Origin of the sequence: Bradyrhizobium zhengyangense, assembly GCF_022012435.1 — a bacterium.
In the GTDB taxonomy this organism is placed as follows: domain Bacteria; phylum Pseudomonadota; class Alphaproteobacteria; order Rhizobiales; family Xanthobacteraceae; genus Bradyrhizobium; species Bradyrhizobium zhengyangense.
The window spans coordinates 25,940-41,432 of sequence record NZ_JAKLUA010000023.1; the positions used below are offsets into that span (position 1 = coordinate 25,940).

General features: G+C 63.0%; 15 protein-coding genes. 6 read left to right on the top strand and 9 right to left on the bottom strand.

Annotated features, from left to right (window positions below):
* The first annotated feature begins 119 nt into the window (after positions 1 to 119).
* Positions 120 to 1,376: an O-antigen ligase family protein gene (locus L6637_RS37360; RefSeq protein ID WP_237861803.1), complete on the top strand. Its 1,257-nt coding sequence runs from the start codon at positions 120 to 122 to the stop codon at positions 1,374 to 1,376.
* Here the strand turns inward: L6637_RS37360 and L6637_RS37365 are convergent.
* Positions 1,345 to 1,821, bottom strand: coding sequence for a MarR family transcriptional regulator (locus tag L6637_RS37365; protein WP_237861801.1), 477 nt, complete (start codon positions 1,819 to 1,821; stop codon positions 1,345 to 1,347). The two genes, L6637_RS37360 and L6637_RS37365, sit on opposite strands and share 32 nt — an antisense overlap.
* 148 nt (positions 1,822 to 1,969) lie before the next feature.
* On the opposite strand from L6637_RS37365, the gene L6637_RS37370 reads away from it, so the two are divergent.
* Positions 1,970 to 3,166, top strand: a complete 1,197-nt coding sequence (locus L6637_RS37370; protein ID WP_237873893.1) for an FAD-dependent monooxygenase — start codon at positions 1,970 to 1,972, stop codon at positions 3,164 to 3,166.
* Positions 3,167 to 3,279: 113 nt separating this feature from the next.
* On the opposite strand, the gene L6637_RS37375 is transcribed toward L6637_RS37370, so the two are convergent.
* Genes L6637_RS37375 through L6637_RS37390 form a run of 4 tightly spaced genes read right to left on the bottom strand, consistent with a single transcriptional unit; the run spans position 3,280 to position 7,263 of the window.
* A complete protein-coding gene (locus L6637_RS37375; RefSeq protein WP_237873894.1) occupies positions 3,280 to 4,455 on the bottom strand; it encodes a saccharopine dehydrogenase family protein in 1,176 nt (391 codons plus the stop codon).
* A 28-nt stretch (positions 4,456 to 4,483) separates the two neighbouring features.
* A complete protein-coding gene (locus L6637_RS37380) occupies positions 4,484 to 5,662 on the bottom strand; it encodes a saccharopine dehydrogenase family protein (protein WP_237861796.1) in 1,179 nt (392 codons plus the stop codon).
* A gap of 9 nt (positions 5,663 to 5,671) precedes the next feature.
* Positions 5,672 to 6,454, bottom strand: coding sequence for a DUF169 domain-containing protein (locus L6637_RS37385; RefSeq protein ID WP_237873895.1), 783 nt, complete (start codon positions 6,452 to 6,454; stop codon positions 5,672 to 5,674).
* 41 nt (positions 6,455 to 6,495) lie between these two features.
* The gene (locus tag L6637_RS37390) at positions 6,496 to 7,263 is read right to left on the bottom strand and encodes a YdcF family protein (protein WP_237873897.1); all 768 of its coding nucleotides are present in this window, start codon (positions 7,261 to 7,263) and stop codon (positions 6,496 to 6,498) included.
* 191 nt (positions 7,264 to 7,454) lie between these two features.
* Here L6637_RS37390 and L6637_RS37395 point away from each other — a divergent pair, with 191 nt between their 5' ends.
* From L6637_RS37395 to L6637_RS37405, 3 genes are all read left to right on the top strand, one after another.
* Entirely contained in the window at positions 7,455 to 8,396 is a 942-nt protein-coding gene (locus tag L6637_RS37395; RefSeq protein ID WP_237873899.1) for an acetamidase/formamidase family protein, read from the top strand.
* 198 nt (positions 8,397 to 8,594) lie between these two features.
* Entirely contained in the window at positions 8,595 to 8,792 is a 198-nt protein-coding gene (locus L6637_RS37400; protein WP_007603456.1) for a hypothetical protein, read from the top strand.
* A 73-nt stretch (positions 8,793 to 8,865) separates the two neighbouring features.
* Positions 8,866 to 9,339, top strand: coding sequence for a GcrA family cell cycle regulator (locus L6637_RS37405; protein ID WP_237862559.1), 474 nt, complete (start codon positions 8,866 to 8,868; stop codon positions 9,337 to 9,339).
* A gap of 283 nt (positions 9,340 to 9,622) precedes the next feature.
* Here L6637_RS37405 and L6637_RS37410 read toward each other — a convergent pair whose 3' ends face one another.
* On the bottom strand, positions 9,623 to 11,107 hold the full coding sequence (locus tag L6637_RS37410; RefSeq protein ID WP_237861787.1) for a porin: 1,485 nt from the start codon (positions 11,105 to 11,107) through the stop codon (positions 9,623 to 9,625).
* A gap of 410 nt (positions 11,108 to 11,517) precedes the next feature.
* Here L6637_RS37410 and L6637_RS37415 point away from each other — a divergent pair, with 410 nt between their 5' ends.
* Positions 11,518 to 12,024 (top strand): MarR family winged helix-turn-helix transcriptional regulator, encoded by a 507-nt coding sequence (locus L6637_RS37415; protein ID WP_237861786.1) that lies wholly within the window; start codon positions 11,518 to 11,520, stop codon positions 12,022 to 12,024.
* A 26-nt stretch (positions 12,025 to 12,050) separates the two neighbouring features.
* Here L6637_RS37415 and L6637_RS37420 read toward each other — a convergent pair whose 3' ends face one another.
* The 3 genes from L6637_RS37420 to L6637_RS37430 form a co-directional block, all read right to left on the bottom strand.
* Complete coding sequence (locus L6637_RS37420; protein ID WP_237873902.1) at positions 12,051 to 13,166, bottom strand: alpha/beta hydrolase family protein; 1,116 nt, start codon at positions 13,164 to 13,166, stop codon at positions 12,051 to 12,053.
* Between the two features lie 275 nt (positions 13,167 to 13,441).
* A complete protein-coding gene (locus tag L6637_RS37425; protein ID WP_237861781.1) occupies positions 13,442 to 14,413 on the bottom strand; it encodes an SDR family NAD(P)-dependent oxidoreductase in 972 nt (323 codons plus the stop codon).
* 146 nt (positions 14,414 to 14,559) lie between these two features.
* A complete protein-coding gene (locus L6637_RS37430; protein ID WP_237861779.1) occupies positions 14,560 to 15,468 on the bottom strand; it encodes a dihydrodipicolinate synthase family protein in 909 nt (302 codons plus the stop codon).
* Positions 15,469 to 15,493 lie beyond the last annotated feature (25 nt).

Here is a 15,493-nt window from a genome sequence, read left to right on the forward strand (position 1 = left end):
CCAGTACGCCGTGGCGCCAGCCATCTCCACAACAGGCGCCGCAGAGTACTGGATCGCCCGGTCAAGCCGGGCGATGACAGCGGTGTTTGTGGCGTGAGAGTTAGGCGTGTGAGCGTGTGATGGCGTATGCGGCAACAGCCGGTGGAATGAACGTAGCCGCACCGGCTGCGCCCGGCGTGCTCGCCCTCCAGCGCGCGCTGGTGTGGCTGGTCGGCGCATCGGGCGCAATCGTCTTCATCGAGCCGAGCCCCTACGAGATCGCGACGCTGCTCGCCACCGTCGCCTTCTTCGCCACCGGCCTGCGCCTGCGGCTCGTGCTGATGCCGTTGGTACTGGCTCTGGTGCTGCTCAATGTCGGTTACACCATCAGCGCGATCCCGTTGCTCGACCAGTCAGAGGTCGCAAGCTGGATAGCGACCTCCTGGTACATGGCTGTTACCGTGGTGTTCTTCGCCATGGTCACCTCCGAGGACACGGAGGCGCGGCTCGACATGCTGCGCCGTGGCCTGGTGGTCGGCGCGATGATCGCCTCGCTCTCAGCGATTGCAGGCTATTTCAACCTGGTCCCCGGCGGCCACGATCTGTTGACGCTCTATGAGCGCGCCCGCGGCACCTTCAAGGACCCGAACGTGCTTGGCGCGTTCCTGATCCTGCCGGCGCTGTTTGCGCTCCAAAGCGTGGTTTCCGACAAGCTCGCCAAGGCCTTTCGCAACGCCTTCGCCTTCGGCATCATGTCGCTGGCCATCCTGCTCGCCTTTTCCCGCGCGGCCTGGGGCGGGCTGATCCTGACCTCGGCGTTCATGCTGGCATTGATGGTGCTGACCAGCCGCACCAATGCCCAGCGCTCGCGCATCATCGTCATGGCGATCGTCGCGGTGGTGCTGGGGCTGGCGCTGATCGCGGTGCTGCTGTCGTTCGATTCCGTCGCCGAGATGTTCAAGCAGCGCGCGAGCTTCGACCAGAGCTATGACGAGGGCCGCTTTGGCCGATTCGGCCGGCACATCCTAGGCGCGGAGATGGCGCTTGATCTGCCGTTCGGCATCGGCCCCCTGCAATTCCACCGCTTCTTCCCTGAAGACACCCACAATTCCTACCTGAACGCCTTCATGTCAGGCGGCTGGCTCTCCGGCGTCTGCTATCCGGCGCTGGTCTTCACCACCGTCATCATGGGCTTCCGCCACATCTTCGTCCGTGTGCCCTGGCAGCGCGCCTACCTCGCGGTGTTCTCCGCCTTCGTCGGCACCGTCGGCGAAAGCTTTGTGATCGACACCGACCACTGGCGCCACTTCTGGATGATGCTGGGCGCGATGTGGGGCATGATCGCCGCGGCGCAGGCCTACAAGATCACGTCTGGCGAGGATGCTTCTTCAGCTTGAGCTGGGGCCTCTTTTCGGGCGGCGTATCGAGCAGGCCCTTTAATGCCGTGGTCGCTGCGAGCACACCCTTGTAGCCCTCATTGGCAAACCGCAGCAGCAGGCGCAGCTCTTCGTCGCTATAGGCGCTGAACACCTTCTCCATTGCCTGCTGCATCGGCACGTAGAGTTCGCCAATCTTCGCCCCGGTCTCCGGTATCACCGAAATGAAGACCTTGCGCCGATCATGCTCGTCCCTCTCGCGGCGGACGAGGCCAGCCTTCTCCAGTCGGTCGACCACGCCGGTGATGGCGCCCGTCGTGAGCCCCGTCACCTCGGCAAGCCTCCCCGCGGTCACGCGACCCTCGAGATAGAGAATGTCCATGCATTCGAGGTCGGAATTGGCAATTCCGGCTACGTTCGCAACGGCTTGCCCATAGAGCACGCCCTGCGCGGACGACCGCCGCATCGCCTCTTCCAATTCCCCCAATAACGCCGCGCGCGCCTTTGCCCTTGACAAGGCCCACCTCATATCTTAGTCGATATATATCTTAGTCACTAAGAGATTTAGTGACCTTAATTTCTCCTAGCACCACGGAAACGTCGGGAGCAAGCCAATGCCTCACCGTCCCCGCAAGGCCCTCATCATCGGCGCCGGCATCGCTGGGCCCGTCGCCGCGATCCTGCTGCGCCGCGCCGGCATCGAATCCGCAATCTACGAGGCCTGGCCCTACTCGAAGGGCATCGGCGGCGGCCTCCAGATCGCCCCCAACGGCATGCAGGTCATGGACGAGATCGGGCTTGCCGACGAGCTGATCAGCCGCGGCTCGATCGCGGAGTCCTTCGACTTCTATTCGCAAGAAGGCCGAAGGCTCGGCTCGATCAACCGCGACATGGCGCGGCGCTTCGGCCAGCCTGCGGTCAATGTCTGCCGCGCCACGCTGAACGAGATGCTGATCGACAAGGCCTGGTGCGCCTGCGTCTCGCTCTATTTCGACAAGCGCCTGATCAAGGTGGAGGATCGCGGCGACCAGCCTGTGATCGCCTATTTTGCCGACGGCACCACCGCGGAGGGTGATTTTCTGATCGGCGCCGACGGTGTGCATTCGATCACGCGGCGCCAGGTTGTGCCTGATGGTCCCAAACCCTTCAACACCGGCCTGATCGGCTTCGGCGGGTTCGTCCCTCATTCGGTCCTCGACGGAAGGGCGATCGGCAGACGTGTCGAGACCACGTTCGGACAGAGCGGCTACTTCGGCTACGGCTATTGCAGCCCGGATCCAATGGACGGCGCGATGTGGTGGAGCACGCAGCCCGCGCACGGCATGGATGCCGCGATGTTTCGCGCACTCGACGCACAGACGCTGAAGCAGCATCTGCGGAGCTTCCATCACGGCTGGCACGATCCGATCCCCGCGATAATCGAGGCGGCCGAGAACATCGTGATCACCGATACGCTCGATGTCGCGACCTTGCCGACATGGTCGCGCAAGCGCTCGCTCCTGATCGGCGACGCCGCGCATGCAACCAGCCCGCATGCCGGCCAGGGCGCGTCGCTCGCGCTGGAAGATGCGATGCGGCTCGCTCGGCTGATGCAGGAGGGTCAGGAGTTGACGGCGACGTTCCAGGCCTTCGAGGCCGAGCGACGCCCCCGCGCCGAGAAGATTGTCGCCATCGCGCGTCGCAACGGCAACAGCAAACGCGAGTTCAGCGCCGCCGGCGCCTTCATCCGCAATCAGATGATGAAATGGCTGCTGCCGCTGGGATCGAAGAGCATGGATTTCATGTACGCGTATGACGCAAGGGCGGCGTAGCGGCAACCTCGGCTGCCGAAGGGTGAGGCGCAACGCGCCGCGCCCACCATCTCTCCTCGGTCGTGCAAAAAGTCGTGAGCACGCTTCGCTTTGCCCACCCTACGAGAGCCGGGCTAGCTCTCCACCTCAAACCTCATCCCCGCGTGCTCCCGCAAGCGCCTGATCAGCTTGTGCTGCATCGCCGCGCCCGGCGTCCAGAGACCGGGTGGGACATCAGGCGCATCGCGCAGCAGGCAGATCGCGCATTCCGAGATCATCCTGGCCGTTGACGCGTAGCCGGGATCGAGATCGCCCTTCACCGCAGTACGAACCTGACGGCCATCGGGCGCAATCGCGATATAGAGCAGGTCATAATGACCGGCGTCGCGCTCTTCTTTCGATGGTCCCTCGCCGGGCTTGAGCGCCTCAGGGCCGGTCTTTTCGCTGTTGGCGGCCATAACGAGCTTGGCATTGGCCTGCCCCTCGTCCCCCGCCCCCGTCAGCACCATCTCGTCGTAGACGAAATCCCGGCCGTAAGGGAATCCCATCAGCATGTTGGAACGGTGAACGTTGCGCGTGTTCAGCATCGCCATTGCGAACGGCGCGGACCAGGATTGCAGATCCTCCTCGAAAACAGGCTTGTTGCCGCGCGGCTGCTTCGGCCCTTCGAAGCCGGGCGTGAATGCGAAGGGGTCCTTGAGGATCGACACCAGGCTGAGATCCTGCGCAACCGCTTCGAAGGTGACCCTTGCGCTGGCGGACGTGCCGCCGGAAAACTTCCAGCTGAGGTCGCGGACCCGCCCTTTGACGCGCGGCGCCGGTGCACCGAGCACGCGCCTTGCTTCCTCCTGGACAATGAACGCACCGAGCTCGAACGGCATGGAATCGAAGCCGCAGGAGAACATGATGCGCGCGCCGCTCGCCTTGGCGGCCGCCTCGTGCCTGTCGATCATCTGCTTCAGCCAGATCGGCTCGCCGCAGAGATCCATGTAATCGGTGCCCGAGGCGACGCAGGCGGCGAGCAGATCGGATCCATAAAGCTGATAGGGACCGACAGTGGTAACGACCAGCTTCGCCTGATCGACCATGGCCCGCAACGCTGCCGGATTGGCGGCGTCCGCTACAATCAGCGGCGTGTCAGCGGGAGCGCCGATCACATCGCGAACGGAGGCAAGCTTGTCTCTGCTGCGCCCGGCAAGCGCCCAGGTCGGCGCACCCTCGCCAACGTAATGCGCCGCGAGATATTCAGCCACGAGCTGACCGGTGTATCCGGTCGCACCGTAGACGACGATGTCGAACGTCGCGGACATCGATCAGCCCCTTTCGGAAACGCGGAGCTTAAGCTTCCACCTCGAACGTCAGCCCGGCATTGTCCCGCAGCCGCTTGATCAGCTTGTGCTGCATCGCCGCACCCGGCGTCCAGAAACCGGCCGCGACATCAGTCGCGTCACGCAGCATGCAGATCGCGCATTCGGAGATCATCTTCGAGGTCGAGCCATAGCCGGGATCACGATCGCCGGTCACACCGGCACGAACCATGCGGCCGTCGGGCGCGATCGCGACATAAAGCAAATTGAAGAGCCCGTTCTCGCGCTCCTCCTTCGATGGCCCCTCGCCCGGCTTCGGCGCGCTCGGGCCGGTCTTCTCGGCATTCGCCGCCATCACTCGCTTGGCGTTGGTCTCGCCCTTCTCGCCGGGTCCGGTCAAAACCATCTCGTCGTAGACGAAGTCCTGGCCATAGGGAAAGCCCATCAGCATGTTGGAGCGATGGACGTTGCGGGTGTTGATCAATGCCATCATGAACGGCGCGGCCCAGGAATTGAGATCCTCCTCAATCAGCGGTTTGTTGCCCCTCGGCTGCTTCGGTCCGGTGAAGCCAGGCGTCAACGCGAACGGATCGTTCAGGATCGCGACGAGGCTCATGTCCTTGGCAACCGCATCGAAGGTGGCCTTCGCGCTCGCCGCGGTGCCGCCCGAGAGCGTGCCGCGCATATCGCGCACGCGGCCCTTCACGCGCGGTGCCACAGCGCCGAACACGCGCCTGGCCTCTTCCTGGACGAAGAACGTACCGAGCTCGAAAGGCACGGAGTCGAAGCCGCAGGAGAACACGATGCGCGCGCCGCTCGCTTTCGCAGCCGCCTCGTATTTGTCGATCATCTGCCGCATCCAGATCGGCTCGCCGCAAAGATCGAAATAGTCCGTACCATCAGCAACGCAGGCAGCCAGCAGTTCCTCGCCATAGAGCTGATACGGACCGACCGTCGTGATGACAGATCTCGTCTGCTCTGCCATTGCCTTCAGCGAGGCCGCATCGGACGCATCCGCCACGATCAGCGGCGTGTCTGCGGGCGCGCCGATCGCGCCGCGCACTGACTTCAGCTTGTCGAGGCTGCGTCCGGCCATCGCCCATTTGAGCTGCGTGTCGTTCTTGTAATGCGCCGCCAGATATTCGGCGACGAGCTGACCGGTAAAACCGGTCGCGCCATAGACGACGATGTCGAATTTCGCAGAGCTCATGACTGGCCTTTACTTCTTCGCGTAACTCACGCCCATGCCGGCGCGGACGTCGCTTTGAATTCCATAGGGCGGGATCGGATAGCGCAGGCCGTTCTTGGCCAGCGCCTTCATGCCTTCGATTGCCTTGGCGAGATGATGCGGCTTCAGCGCCATCAGCATCTCCTCATCAGGCACGCCGCCATAGCGCCGTTCGGCATAGCATGGCAAGGACAGGCTGGGCTCGCCTGATTTCAGCGCCCGCCCCCAGGAATCCGCGCACGCGGTCTCTCCGACCACGCCCCATTCGAACTTCTTGTAGCCGGTATATTGCAGCCCGTTGATCAGGATGATCATCTGGCCGGGCGTCGCGTAGACGAGACAGATGTCGGGCGGATCGAGCCGACCGCTTGCGAGCGGGCTGACCGCGAGCGCCTGATACTGCCCGAACGGGACGACGTCCAGTGCCTCCTGGCGCTTGCGCGCATCCTCCGCCGTGCCATGCCACACCCCGACATAGTTTTCGCCGGCGAGCCATTTCTCGTCCTGGGGTGCGAGGCCGATTACGGCGCGGCATTGGTTGCCGACGAGATCGCCACCGGTGATGCCCACGGTCCAGCCGAGCCGCGAGGCCATGCTGACGATCTGGTCTGTGGTGTGGACCGCATTCGGCCGCCGGATCTTCGGGATCGCCTCCATGTCTTCGGCGCGCGCGAACAGCTTCATGCCGATCACCGTGGTTTTCAACCGCAGCAGATTGTTGAGATCGGCCACGAGGCCGGCAAGATCGATCCTGTCTGCACTCTGCTGTTGCACGAAAGCCTCCCGACGGGTCGTTTGCGTTTCTGCGATCTGTTCTAGTCCTTGCCAGGTCCCGGAAGCAACTCGCTGATCCTGCCCATGAGGCGGTAAGCCAGAAGGCCGATCCACTCGCGCACGGCCACATCGGTGCGGCCGAGACCGTCCGCGCTGATATTGGTGAAGGAAAACAGCTCGTCGCGCCCGCCCATCCGCCAGTCGACCGGATAGGCTTCGACGTCAAAGCCAGCCTTGCGGAAAATACCCATCGAACGCGGCATGTGGTAGGCCGAGGTGATGAGCAGCCAGCGCTCGCCCGGCTTCGGTGCCACCAGACGCTTCGTGAAGACCGCGTTCTCGTAAGTGTTGCGCGAGTCCCGTTCCACGACGAGGCGCTCTTTTGGGATGCCGATGCTTTCCAGAATCGGGACCGAATAGTCGGCCTCTCTGGCGTGGGTCGAGATCAGGTTGGCTGAGCCTCCTGTGAAGACGATACGCGCATTCGGATAACGGCGGGCAAGCTCGGCCGGCGCCAACAGGCGATCGGCCGCATGCAAAACCACCGGCGTTTGGTGCGCCGCCGACAGATCGGTATCGACGGAGCCGCCCAGCACGATGATGCCGTCTGGCGCGCCGCGCGACGGATCCCACGGCGGAAAGCGAGATTCCAGCGGATAGAGCAAGAGATTGCCGAGCGGCGAAAATGCGGCGAGCGCGAGCAGGACCAGCGTGGTCGCCGCCAGCTTCCGGCCGATCCCGGCAAAGCGCGTTGCCATCAGCACGACCGAGATGATCCCGAGCTCGACCAGAAGATTGAGCGGCAGCACCGCGGCGCCAAGCGTCTTGGAAAGAACGAAGAACAGGAGAAACCTCGCTGAAATGATCGTAGCTGTGACACGTGGGCTTGACCCGCCCGCTTATCTTCAGAAATCTTCTTGGAAGAGGATCGATTGCCGGGTCAAGCCCGGGCATTGCAAGTTCTCAAGCGCTTTCGGATGAAAACGACTGGACACCGCGAATGACCCATCACCACCTGCATGCGAGCGCCGAAACCTGCCATTGGGGCTTCTTCGAAGCCAGGCTCAAGCCTGTCCTCACCGTCGCAAGTGGAGACGAGGTCACGGTCGACACCATCAGCGGCGGGCCTGAAGTGGTCCCTGACCGCAGCCGGTTTCACGTTCCGCCCGAGATGTCCGAGGTGCATGCGAAATCCGATCGGATGGTGCCAGGTCACATCCTCACCGGGCCGATCGCGGTGGACGGTGCCGAACCCGGCGACGTCCTCCAGGTCGATATCCTCGACGTCCAGCTTCGGCAGGATTGGGGCTGGAATCTGATCAAGCCGCTAGCCGGCACCCTGCCCGACGATTTCCACGAGACGCGACTTCTCAACATCCCGCTGGACCGGGAGCGGATGGTCGGCCGCATGCCTTGGGGCCTCGACCTGCCGCTGAAGCCGTTTTTCGGCGTGATGGGCGTGTCGCCGCCCCCTGCCTGGGGCCGCATCTCCTCGCTCGTCCCGCGCGCCATGGGCGGCAACCTCGACAACAAGGAGCTCGGCGCCGGCGCGACGCTCTATCTGCCAGTGTTCGTCCCCGGCGCGATGTTCTCCTGCGGCGACGGCCATGGCGTGCAGGGCGACGGCGAGGTCTGCGTCACCGCAATCGAGACCGCGCTCTCGGGCCTCTTCCGCCTGACGCTGCGCAAGGATTTGCGGTTCTCCTATCCGCGCGCGGAGACGCCGACGCACTACATGACCATGGCGATGGACCCCGACCTCGACCAATGCGCGATACGAGCGCTGCGCGACATGATCGCGCTGCTCGGCGAAACGCGAAACCTCTCCCGCGAAGACGCCTATACGCTGTGCAGCCTCGCGGCCGATCTGCGGGTGACCCAGACCGTCAACGGCTCCAAGGGCATCCATTGCATGATCGAAAAGGCCATCGTGCACGGCTGAGTCCGGACGAACCTCCTGCCCCGCTGACGCCACGCGCCGCCCGCAATCCGCGCGGCGCGCCGGCGCGCGCCAACTTTTCTGAGCGATTCCAACGCGCTGTGCCACCGATAAAGCCCGGATTTGACTTCTACCCCTGGACCTAAATAGAGTCTTAATCGTTACTTTTATGTACCTGAGTAAGAGGCTAGCGTTCGGGCCATGGCCACCGAAAAAGCCGAGACTGACCGCATTCCCGTAACTTTGGCGCTCTCGACCATCACCTATCTGGAAAAGCTGGTGAGACAGGGCACCCACGGCACCAGCGTTCCCGGCGTCGCACGGACATTGATCGAGGAAGGCATCCGTCTCGCCATCAAGGACGGACTTTTGTCGATTCGCGACAATGGCAGGACGTGAGCGTGCGACGAGCGTGAAGCGGACGGAGCTCGAGCGACTGATGGCCAGATGTCGCAACCTGGGACCGTTACAAATGCCTGTGCTCTCTCCGACCTGGACCAACGAACGAATTGAACTGCTGAAGCAACACTTCGAGGCCGGCCTGTCCTGCCGCGAGATCGCCGCCGACATCGGCGTCAGCCGCAACGCCGTCATCGGCAAGCTGTCGCGCCTCAATCTTACACGTGGCCGCTCGGTCGACGAGCGCAGGCTGCAGGACAGGGCTTCCGCCCCACGCGCGCCAAAAGCGGTGCCCCGGCTGCAATTTGAAATGCTCGCCACGATCTACGGCGAAGCGGACGCGGCACCCGTGACTGGGCCGATCGACGACACCAACCGCTGCTCACTGATGGAGCTCGACGAGACTCGCTGCCGCTGGCCGATCTCGACGCCCGGCGCGGAGGACTTTTGCTTCTGCGGCAATTCCGCGAACGACGGCCAGCCCTATTGCACCGGCCACAGCCGCATCGCCTATCGGCCGAACTCCCGCGCGCGCGTCATGCGCTGATAAGGCGTGTGCCTTCTCCCCACAACGAAAAACCTCCGGCAGGGCACTACCGGAGGTTTCTGGAGGCTTAGCGTGAAGCTAAGAGCCGTGACTTTCGAAATCGGCTGAACCCTATATAGCTGACCAACTCAGGTAAGTAAATAAAATTGGTGGGTGATCGAATCGCATAGCTCGTCTTCGTCGCCCGCGGAGGAGATTTCTGATTTACAAAATCAGCATTGATCAAGAAAAAAGCCCCGGCGGTTGCCCGCCGAGGCTCTGATCGAACTGACGCGATCGATGATCAGAAGTTGCGCTGGGCGCGCAGCATCATCGTGACCGAGTTCTGGTCCTTCAGCTCATACACCGCAGCCGGCTTGGCAGCGGTTGCGATCGCCGGAGCAGTGATCGAGCCGGCGTACTTCTGATCCAGACGCGACCAGCTCACGTCAGCCGTGAACGCCAGGTTCTTGACCGGAGTCCACACGGTGTTGACGCCGAGAACGCTGAAGTTGAAGTCCGGGTTACAGGTTGCACCGGCTACGGCGATCGTCGCGAAGTTGGCGCAGATCAGGGTCTTGCCGGTCGAGCCATAGCTCGCCGAAGCATAGCCACCGTAAATGGCGCTCGCCCAGTTCGGGCTCCAGTTGTGGGTGTACCCACCGCGGACGCCCCAGGTCTTGACGGTATCGATGCTGGTACCGGTTCCGAAGACGCCGTCTGCAAGACCGGCGAAGCCGATGCTCTGATACGCCGAGCTGCTGCCGCCGAACATGAAGAAGCTCTGCGGGAACAGGCTCTGGAAGTTGTAGCGTGTCGCACCGTCGGTATAGACGGCCTGCAGGTTGATGGAGTCGCCCGCACCGGTCGGGATGTTCTTGATCGACAACGAGCCCTGCACAGCCCAGCCCCACTTGTCGCCGGGATGACCGCTGGGTTCCGTCGCGCCGTAATAGCCGGCATGGATGTCATGGCCGACAACCGACAGCTGGGCCAGACCCCAAGCCTGATCAACGCGGACCGCACCAATGATGTCGGGTGAACGTGTTCCACCCCAAGAGTTGGCACCATAGACACCGGTCACGAACTGGGCGGCCGTGCCGGACGATACGTTCCAGAGATTCGACTGGCCGTTCGACGCCGACGTTTCGTCTTCCAACGCGAGCGAACCGGTGATGCCCTGGCCGAAGTCAGCCGTATAGGCAACCTGGTTCACGCCGTTGACGTGGTTGGAGCCGCCAGGAATGCTGTCGGGACCGCCAGCCGGATAGCTCTGCCACGGGGCGTCGAAGATCGAGACCGTGCGGCCGAAGGTAAAGCCGGCGAACTGGATGAACGCGTGGTAGAGACCGAGCGAAGCCGAGCTGCTCGAGATCGCCGACGGGTTGCTGCCGGTGACGTTGGACGTATCATAGGTGAAGACCATGTCGGCATAGGTCCGCACAACGCCGTATTCGGTCGCAGTGCGGGTATCGACGTTGAGGTCCAAACGAGCGCGGCTGTAGTAGTAGTTGGTCAGGCGGTTGTTCGACCCACCGTTCGCAGAGCTCGTGCTGTTATTGAAGCCGTAGTCGCCGGCGCCGCCGAGAATCGCGTCAGCGCGGACGTAACCACCGAACTTGATGCAGGTGTCGGTGCCCGGCATGTAGTAGAAACCCGCACCGTACAGCGAGCAGATCTTCACGTATTCGACCGCCTTGGCCTTGACCGGAAGATCAGCCGCCTGAGCTCCACCGACGGCGATCAAACCCGCCGCAGTGCCGAGCAAAAGGCTCTTCACCACTTTCATTTAAAACCTCCAAGTTGCTCATTTTACGGAGACCGGACCGCAAGGCCCCCCAGATCCCCGTCTCTTCATCAAATCCGCTCGGCCGCTTCGCGCTTTCGGACGCACCTGCTTGAGACGCGAGGGACGTGAGCGAACCACCTGCAACGGGACGATCGAGAACCCCCCACCGTCACGGATCAATATGCCTGCACCATTCCGTTAATCAAAATAGTTTATTAGATCAGCTTTGTTGTTTCACTATCCCTGTGTCTGCGGCGCAACACCGGAGATGGGCGAAAATGCTGACCCGCTCATATTTGTAATTTCCGTGACACAATTACCCTGCTCTGCACTTGCGTCAGGGCAGACTTGCGTGGACTATGCCCGCCGCGAAAACTGGCGAGAATGAATCAGCTTGCGGGAGTGACGCTGTGTCAGCGACGAGGAAAGAAGGGGCGCGCCTCCGCTCCGCCGGCAATCTCGATATCATCAGGCGATTCACCTGGGAGATATCCTCGATCAACATGTACCTGGAGGAGCTGCGTCAGTTCTGGGCCAGGACGCTCGGCATCAGCGGACCGCAATGGCTGATCCTGATGGCGATTTCCGATCTCGACAAGGACGATGGCGTGCCCGTCAACGTGGTGTCCAAGCTGCTTCACGTCGACCCGTCCTTCGTCACCACCCAGTCCAAGCTGCTGGAGAAGAAGGGTCTCTTGCGCCGCCGCCCCTCACCGACCGACGCCCGCGTGGTGCGGCTGTCGCTGGTCGAGAAAACGCAGAAACACATCGCGAGCCTCAACGAGCAGTACAAGACGATTCGCGAATTCGTCTTCCAGGAGTTCGACGAGAACGAGCTGACGGAATTCACCGCCAAGCTCGCGACGCTGAAGAGCCGGCTCGAGAAGGCCTGCGTCAGAATCTCCCTGGACTTCTGAGGCGATTCTCGGCTCGAAGGCCGCGCTCAGATACGCTTGCCGGTGGCGCCGAGCTGGGATTCGAGCCAGTCGAAGATGTATTCGTTCGCAAGGCTCGGATTGTCGGCATGCGCCTGTGCCGCGCCGGTCTCCGCTGCGGTGAACACTTTCAGCACGATGTCCGAGCTGCCGAGCCGGGATTTCTGCACGATCTGTTGCGCCCGGTCGGCCTCGAGCCAACCGTCCTCGCCCAGCGTGATCAGCACCGGGCATTCCGCGCTTGAAGCCATCAGCGGCGCATGCGGCACCGGGACGATGCTGAGGTCTCTCATGGCGAAACGGCTGGCAAAGAACGACCGCTCGTGCAGATCCCAGAGACCGCCATCGCAAACGGCGGCAGCAAACCGCGGCTCCTGCAACACGGCGCGCGCGACGAAGGATGAGCCCCACCCGTCGGCCACGATCGCAACGCGATCGAAATCGACATCGCTGCGCAGCTCCAGGTAATCCATGACGCTGGCAATCGAGCTCTCGATATCTCGACGCTGCAGCAGCACGTCCACGTAATCGTCGCGCTCGTCGCCCAGCAGATCGAGCGCCAGCATCGAGAAGCCGCGCTCGCGTGCATGCGGGGCCAGCTTGACCAGGAATTCTTCCTTGCGATGCCCGGGCTCGCCGATGCAGATCACGGTCGGTGCGCGACCGCTCGCCGCAGGCGCGGGTAGGAAATAGCCCTGCAACGAATGCCCTTCGACCCACGGGATTGTCACGACTTCGCCGGCAGGCCCGCGCGCCGTGAGGAAACGGCGAGCGCATTCCTGCATCGCGAGCACCGCGACCCAGCGGCGCTCGTCGGCGGGATCGAGCGGCATCGCAGCCGCGCCGTAATAGTTCATCGCGCGCAGCCAATTGCGCTGCGCGGTGACCATGTGGCCTTCCGCGAAGGCCGCCTCGGCACGGTGCCTGTTGGCCTGGGCCAGCTTCTTCCACTCGCGATGCCAGGACTGTTCGTCGCCGCGCTTGAGCTGCCGCGCGATCATCAGGCATTCGGCGATGGTGGCGCCGCCCTCTTGTGCCGCGGTCAGCAACCGGGTGAACTCAGCGGAGATATCCTCTCTCTCCGGGCAGAGGATGAAATCGTCGGAGAGGCATGCGGGTATCATCGGAGCGGCGCTCTATCGTGGCATTACCCCTGATTCACTAAACTATTTTAGTTCACCGACCAAGCTGCGGCAGGCCGAATGGGACCCGAACAAGATCACCATCGCTTGAACGCGGGAATATCATTGCATGAGTCACATTCCGTTGCGTCATAAGGTCATCAAGATAAGCAAGGGGCGGCCACAAATCCCGAGTAAAATGTGTTGCCTACCCCTTGCGATGACGATGATCATGCCTACCTACGCGCGCCGTTATCGACCGCCTCCGCCAAAGCGCGTCAGCCAAGCCGCCAGCCGACCTCCTGGGTAAAGCTTTCGTAGAACGCGCGGTCATAGGCCTGCTCGGGCGTCGCGCGGACACGCTCGTCGAGACGCTTTGCGTCATCCCCCACAAGTATGCGCCACCGCTCTGCCTTGACGCCATCCAGGATGATCTTGGCAGCCTGCGCAGCGGTCGTCGGTGCATCCTCGAGGAAGCTGCGGGCGCGCTCGGTGAACACCGCCTGGATGTCCTCGTCCGACATTTTGTCAGCATCTGGCACACCGGCCGCGACCATGCGTTTGCGGGTCAGCGCGACCTCGTCGGCGTTGAGACGCTCCGAACCGTCGCCGCTCTGCACCTTGCGCGAATTGGAGACGATCGAGGTGCCGATATGGCCGGGCATCACCACCGAGCATTTGACATGCGGGGCGTGCAGGCGGAGATCGTTGATCAGCGCTTCGGTGAATCCCTTCACCGCAAATTTCGCCGAGCTGTAGGCGGTGTGCGCCTGGCCCATGCCGATCGAGGCCCAGAAGCCGTTGACGCTGGCGGTATTGACGATGTGGGCTTCGTCCGCCGCAACCAGCATCGGCAGGAAGGTGCGGACGCCGAGATAGACGCCGCCCCAGCAGATGTTGAAGGTGCGTTCCCACTGCTCGCGCGTGTTGGTGAACAGGCTGCCGCCGCCGCCGATGCCGGCATTGTTGAACAGCAGATGGATCTTGTCCGTCTTCTGCTGCTCGGCGAGCTCGTCGCGAAAACGCTTGAGATGATCTTCGATCGAGACGTCGGCGACATGGGTGGTCACGCGCAGGCCCTGCGGCAGCTTCTCGACCTCGCACAGCCGCTTGGTCTCGGCCATCGCGGCTTCCGACACGTCGCACATCGCAACGTTGCAGCCCTCGGCCACGAGCTGCCGCGCGAGCTCCCGCCCCATGCCCGTGCCGCCACCGGTGATGACTGCGATCTTTCCAGCAAATTCCTTCATGGGACTTTCGGCCCCTCCCCTTGTCGGACTGTTTCTTCGTCGTTGGCGCGCCGCGCATGCGACGCGCGCAAAATGTAGCAGCGCCGCATCCGCAGGTAAAAGCGGATCGGCGCTGTGTCTCGACATCAGTTATTTCGGCGTGCGGACTATTCGGCTGCCTCGATCTGCGGCCCGTCCAGCGCGCCGAGCGCATCCAGCGCCTTGCGGGTCGCCGCCTGCTGCGCGGGTGAAGCCTCCGGCATTGGCGCACGCGGATAGGTTCTGGGCAGGCCCTGCAGCGTCTGCGCGTAACGCGTGCAGGCCGGCAGATTGTCGGCAATGATCGCGTTCCACAGTGTCAGCAGCTTCTTGTGCAGCTCGAGCGCGCGCGGATGGTCGCCCGCCTTCACGGCATTCCACAGCGCCACGGAAGCATGCGGCGCAGCGGTCAGGATCGCGGCGATCGAGCCGTGGGCGCCGAGCGTGTAGGACGGATACATCAGCGCATCGACCGCGCTGTAGATCAGCTTGTCCGGCGCCATCATCATGAGGTCCGCGAACAGTTTTAAATCGCCCGCGCTCTGCTTGACGCCGACCACCAGCGGCACTTCGGTCATGATCCGCGTCAGCAGCGCCGGCGACAGGTATGACCACGGCACAACATTGTAGATGATGATGGGCATGCCGGTTTCTTCAGCCATGGCGCGAAAATGCGCCACCATCGCCTCGTCATCCGGCTTGAACAGATAATGCACCGGCGTCACCTGCAGGGCCGCGACATTCATGTCGCGCACCAGCTTGCCGCGGCGGATCGCATCGCGCGTGGAATCGACGATGATGCCGGCAATGACCGGAATGCGTCCGTTCACCGCCTCGACCGTCGCGTCGATCAGGTCGCGATATTCCTCGTGGTCGAGCGTGTGACCCTCGCCGGTCGAACCACCGGCCGCGACCCCATGTGCACCAGCACCGATCATCCAGTCGACCTGGGGCGCAACGAGCTTGTAGTCGATCTCGCCGTCTCTCCGAAACGGTGTCGTCATCGGCGGGATCACGCCGGTCGGTCGTGCCTTCATGGTCTGCCCTCGCGTTTCCAAAACC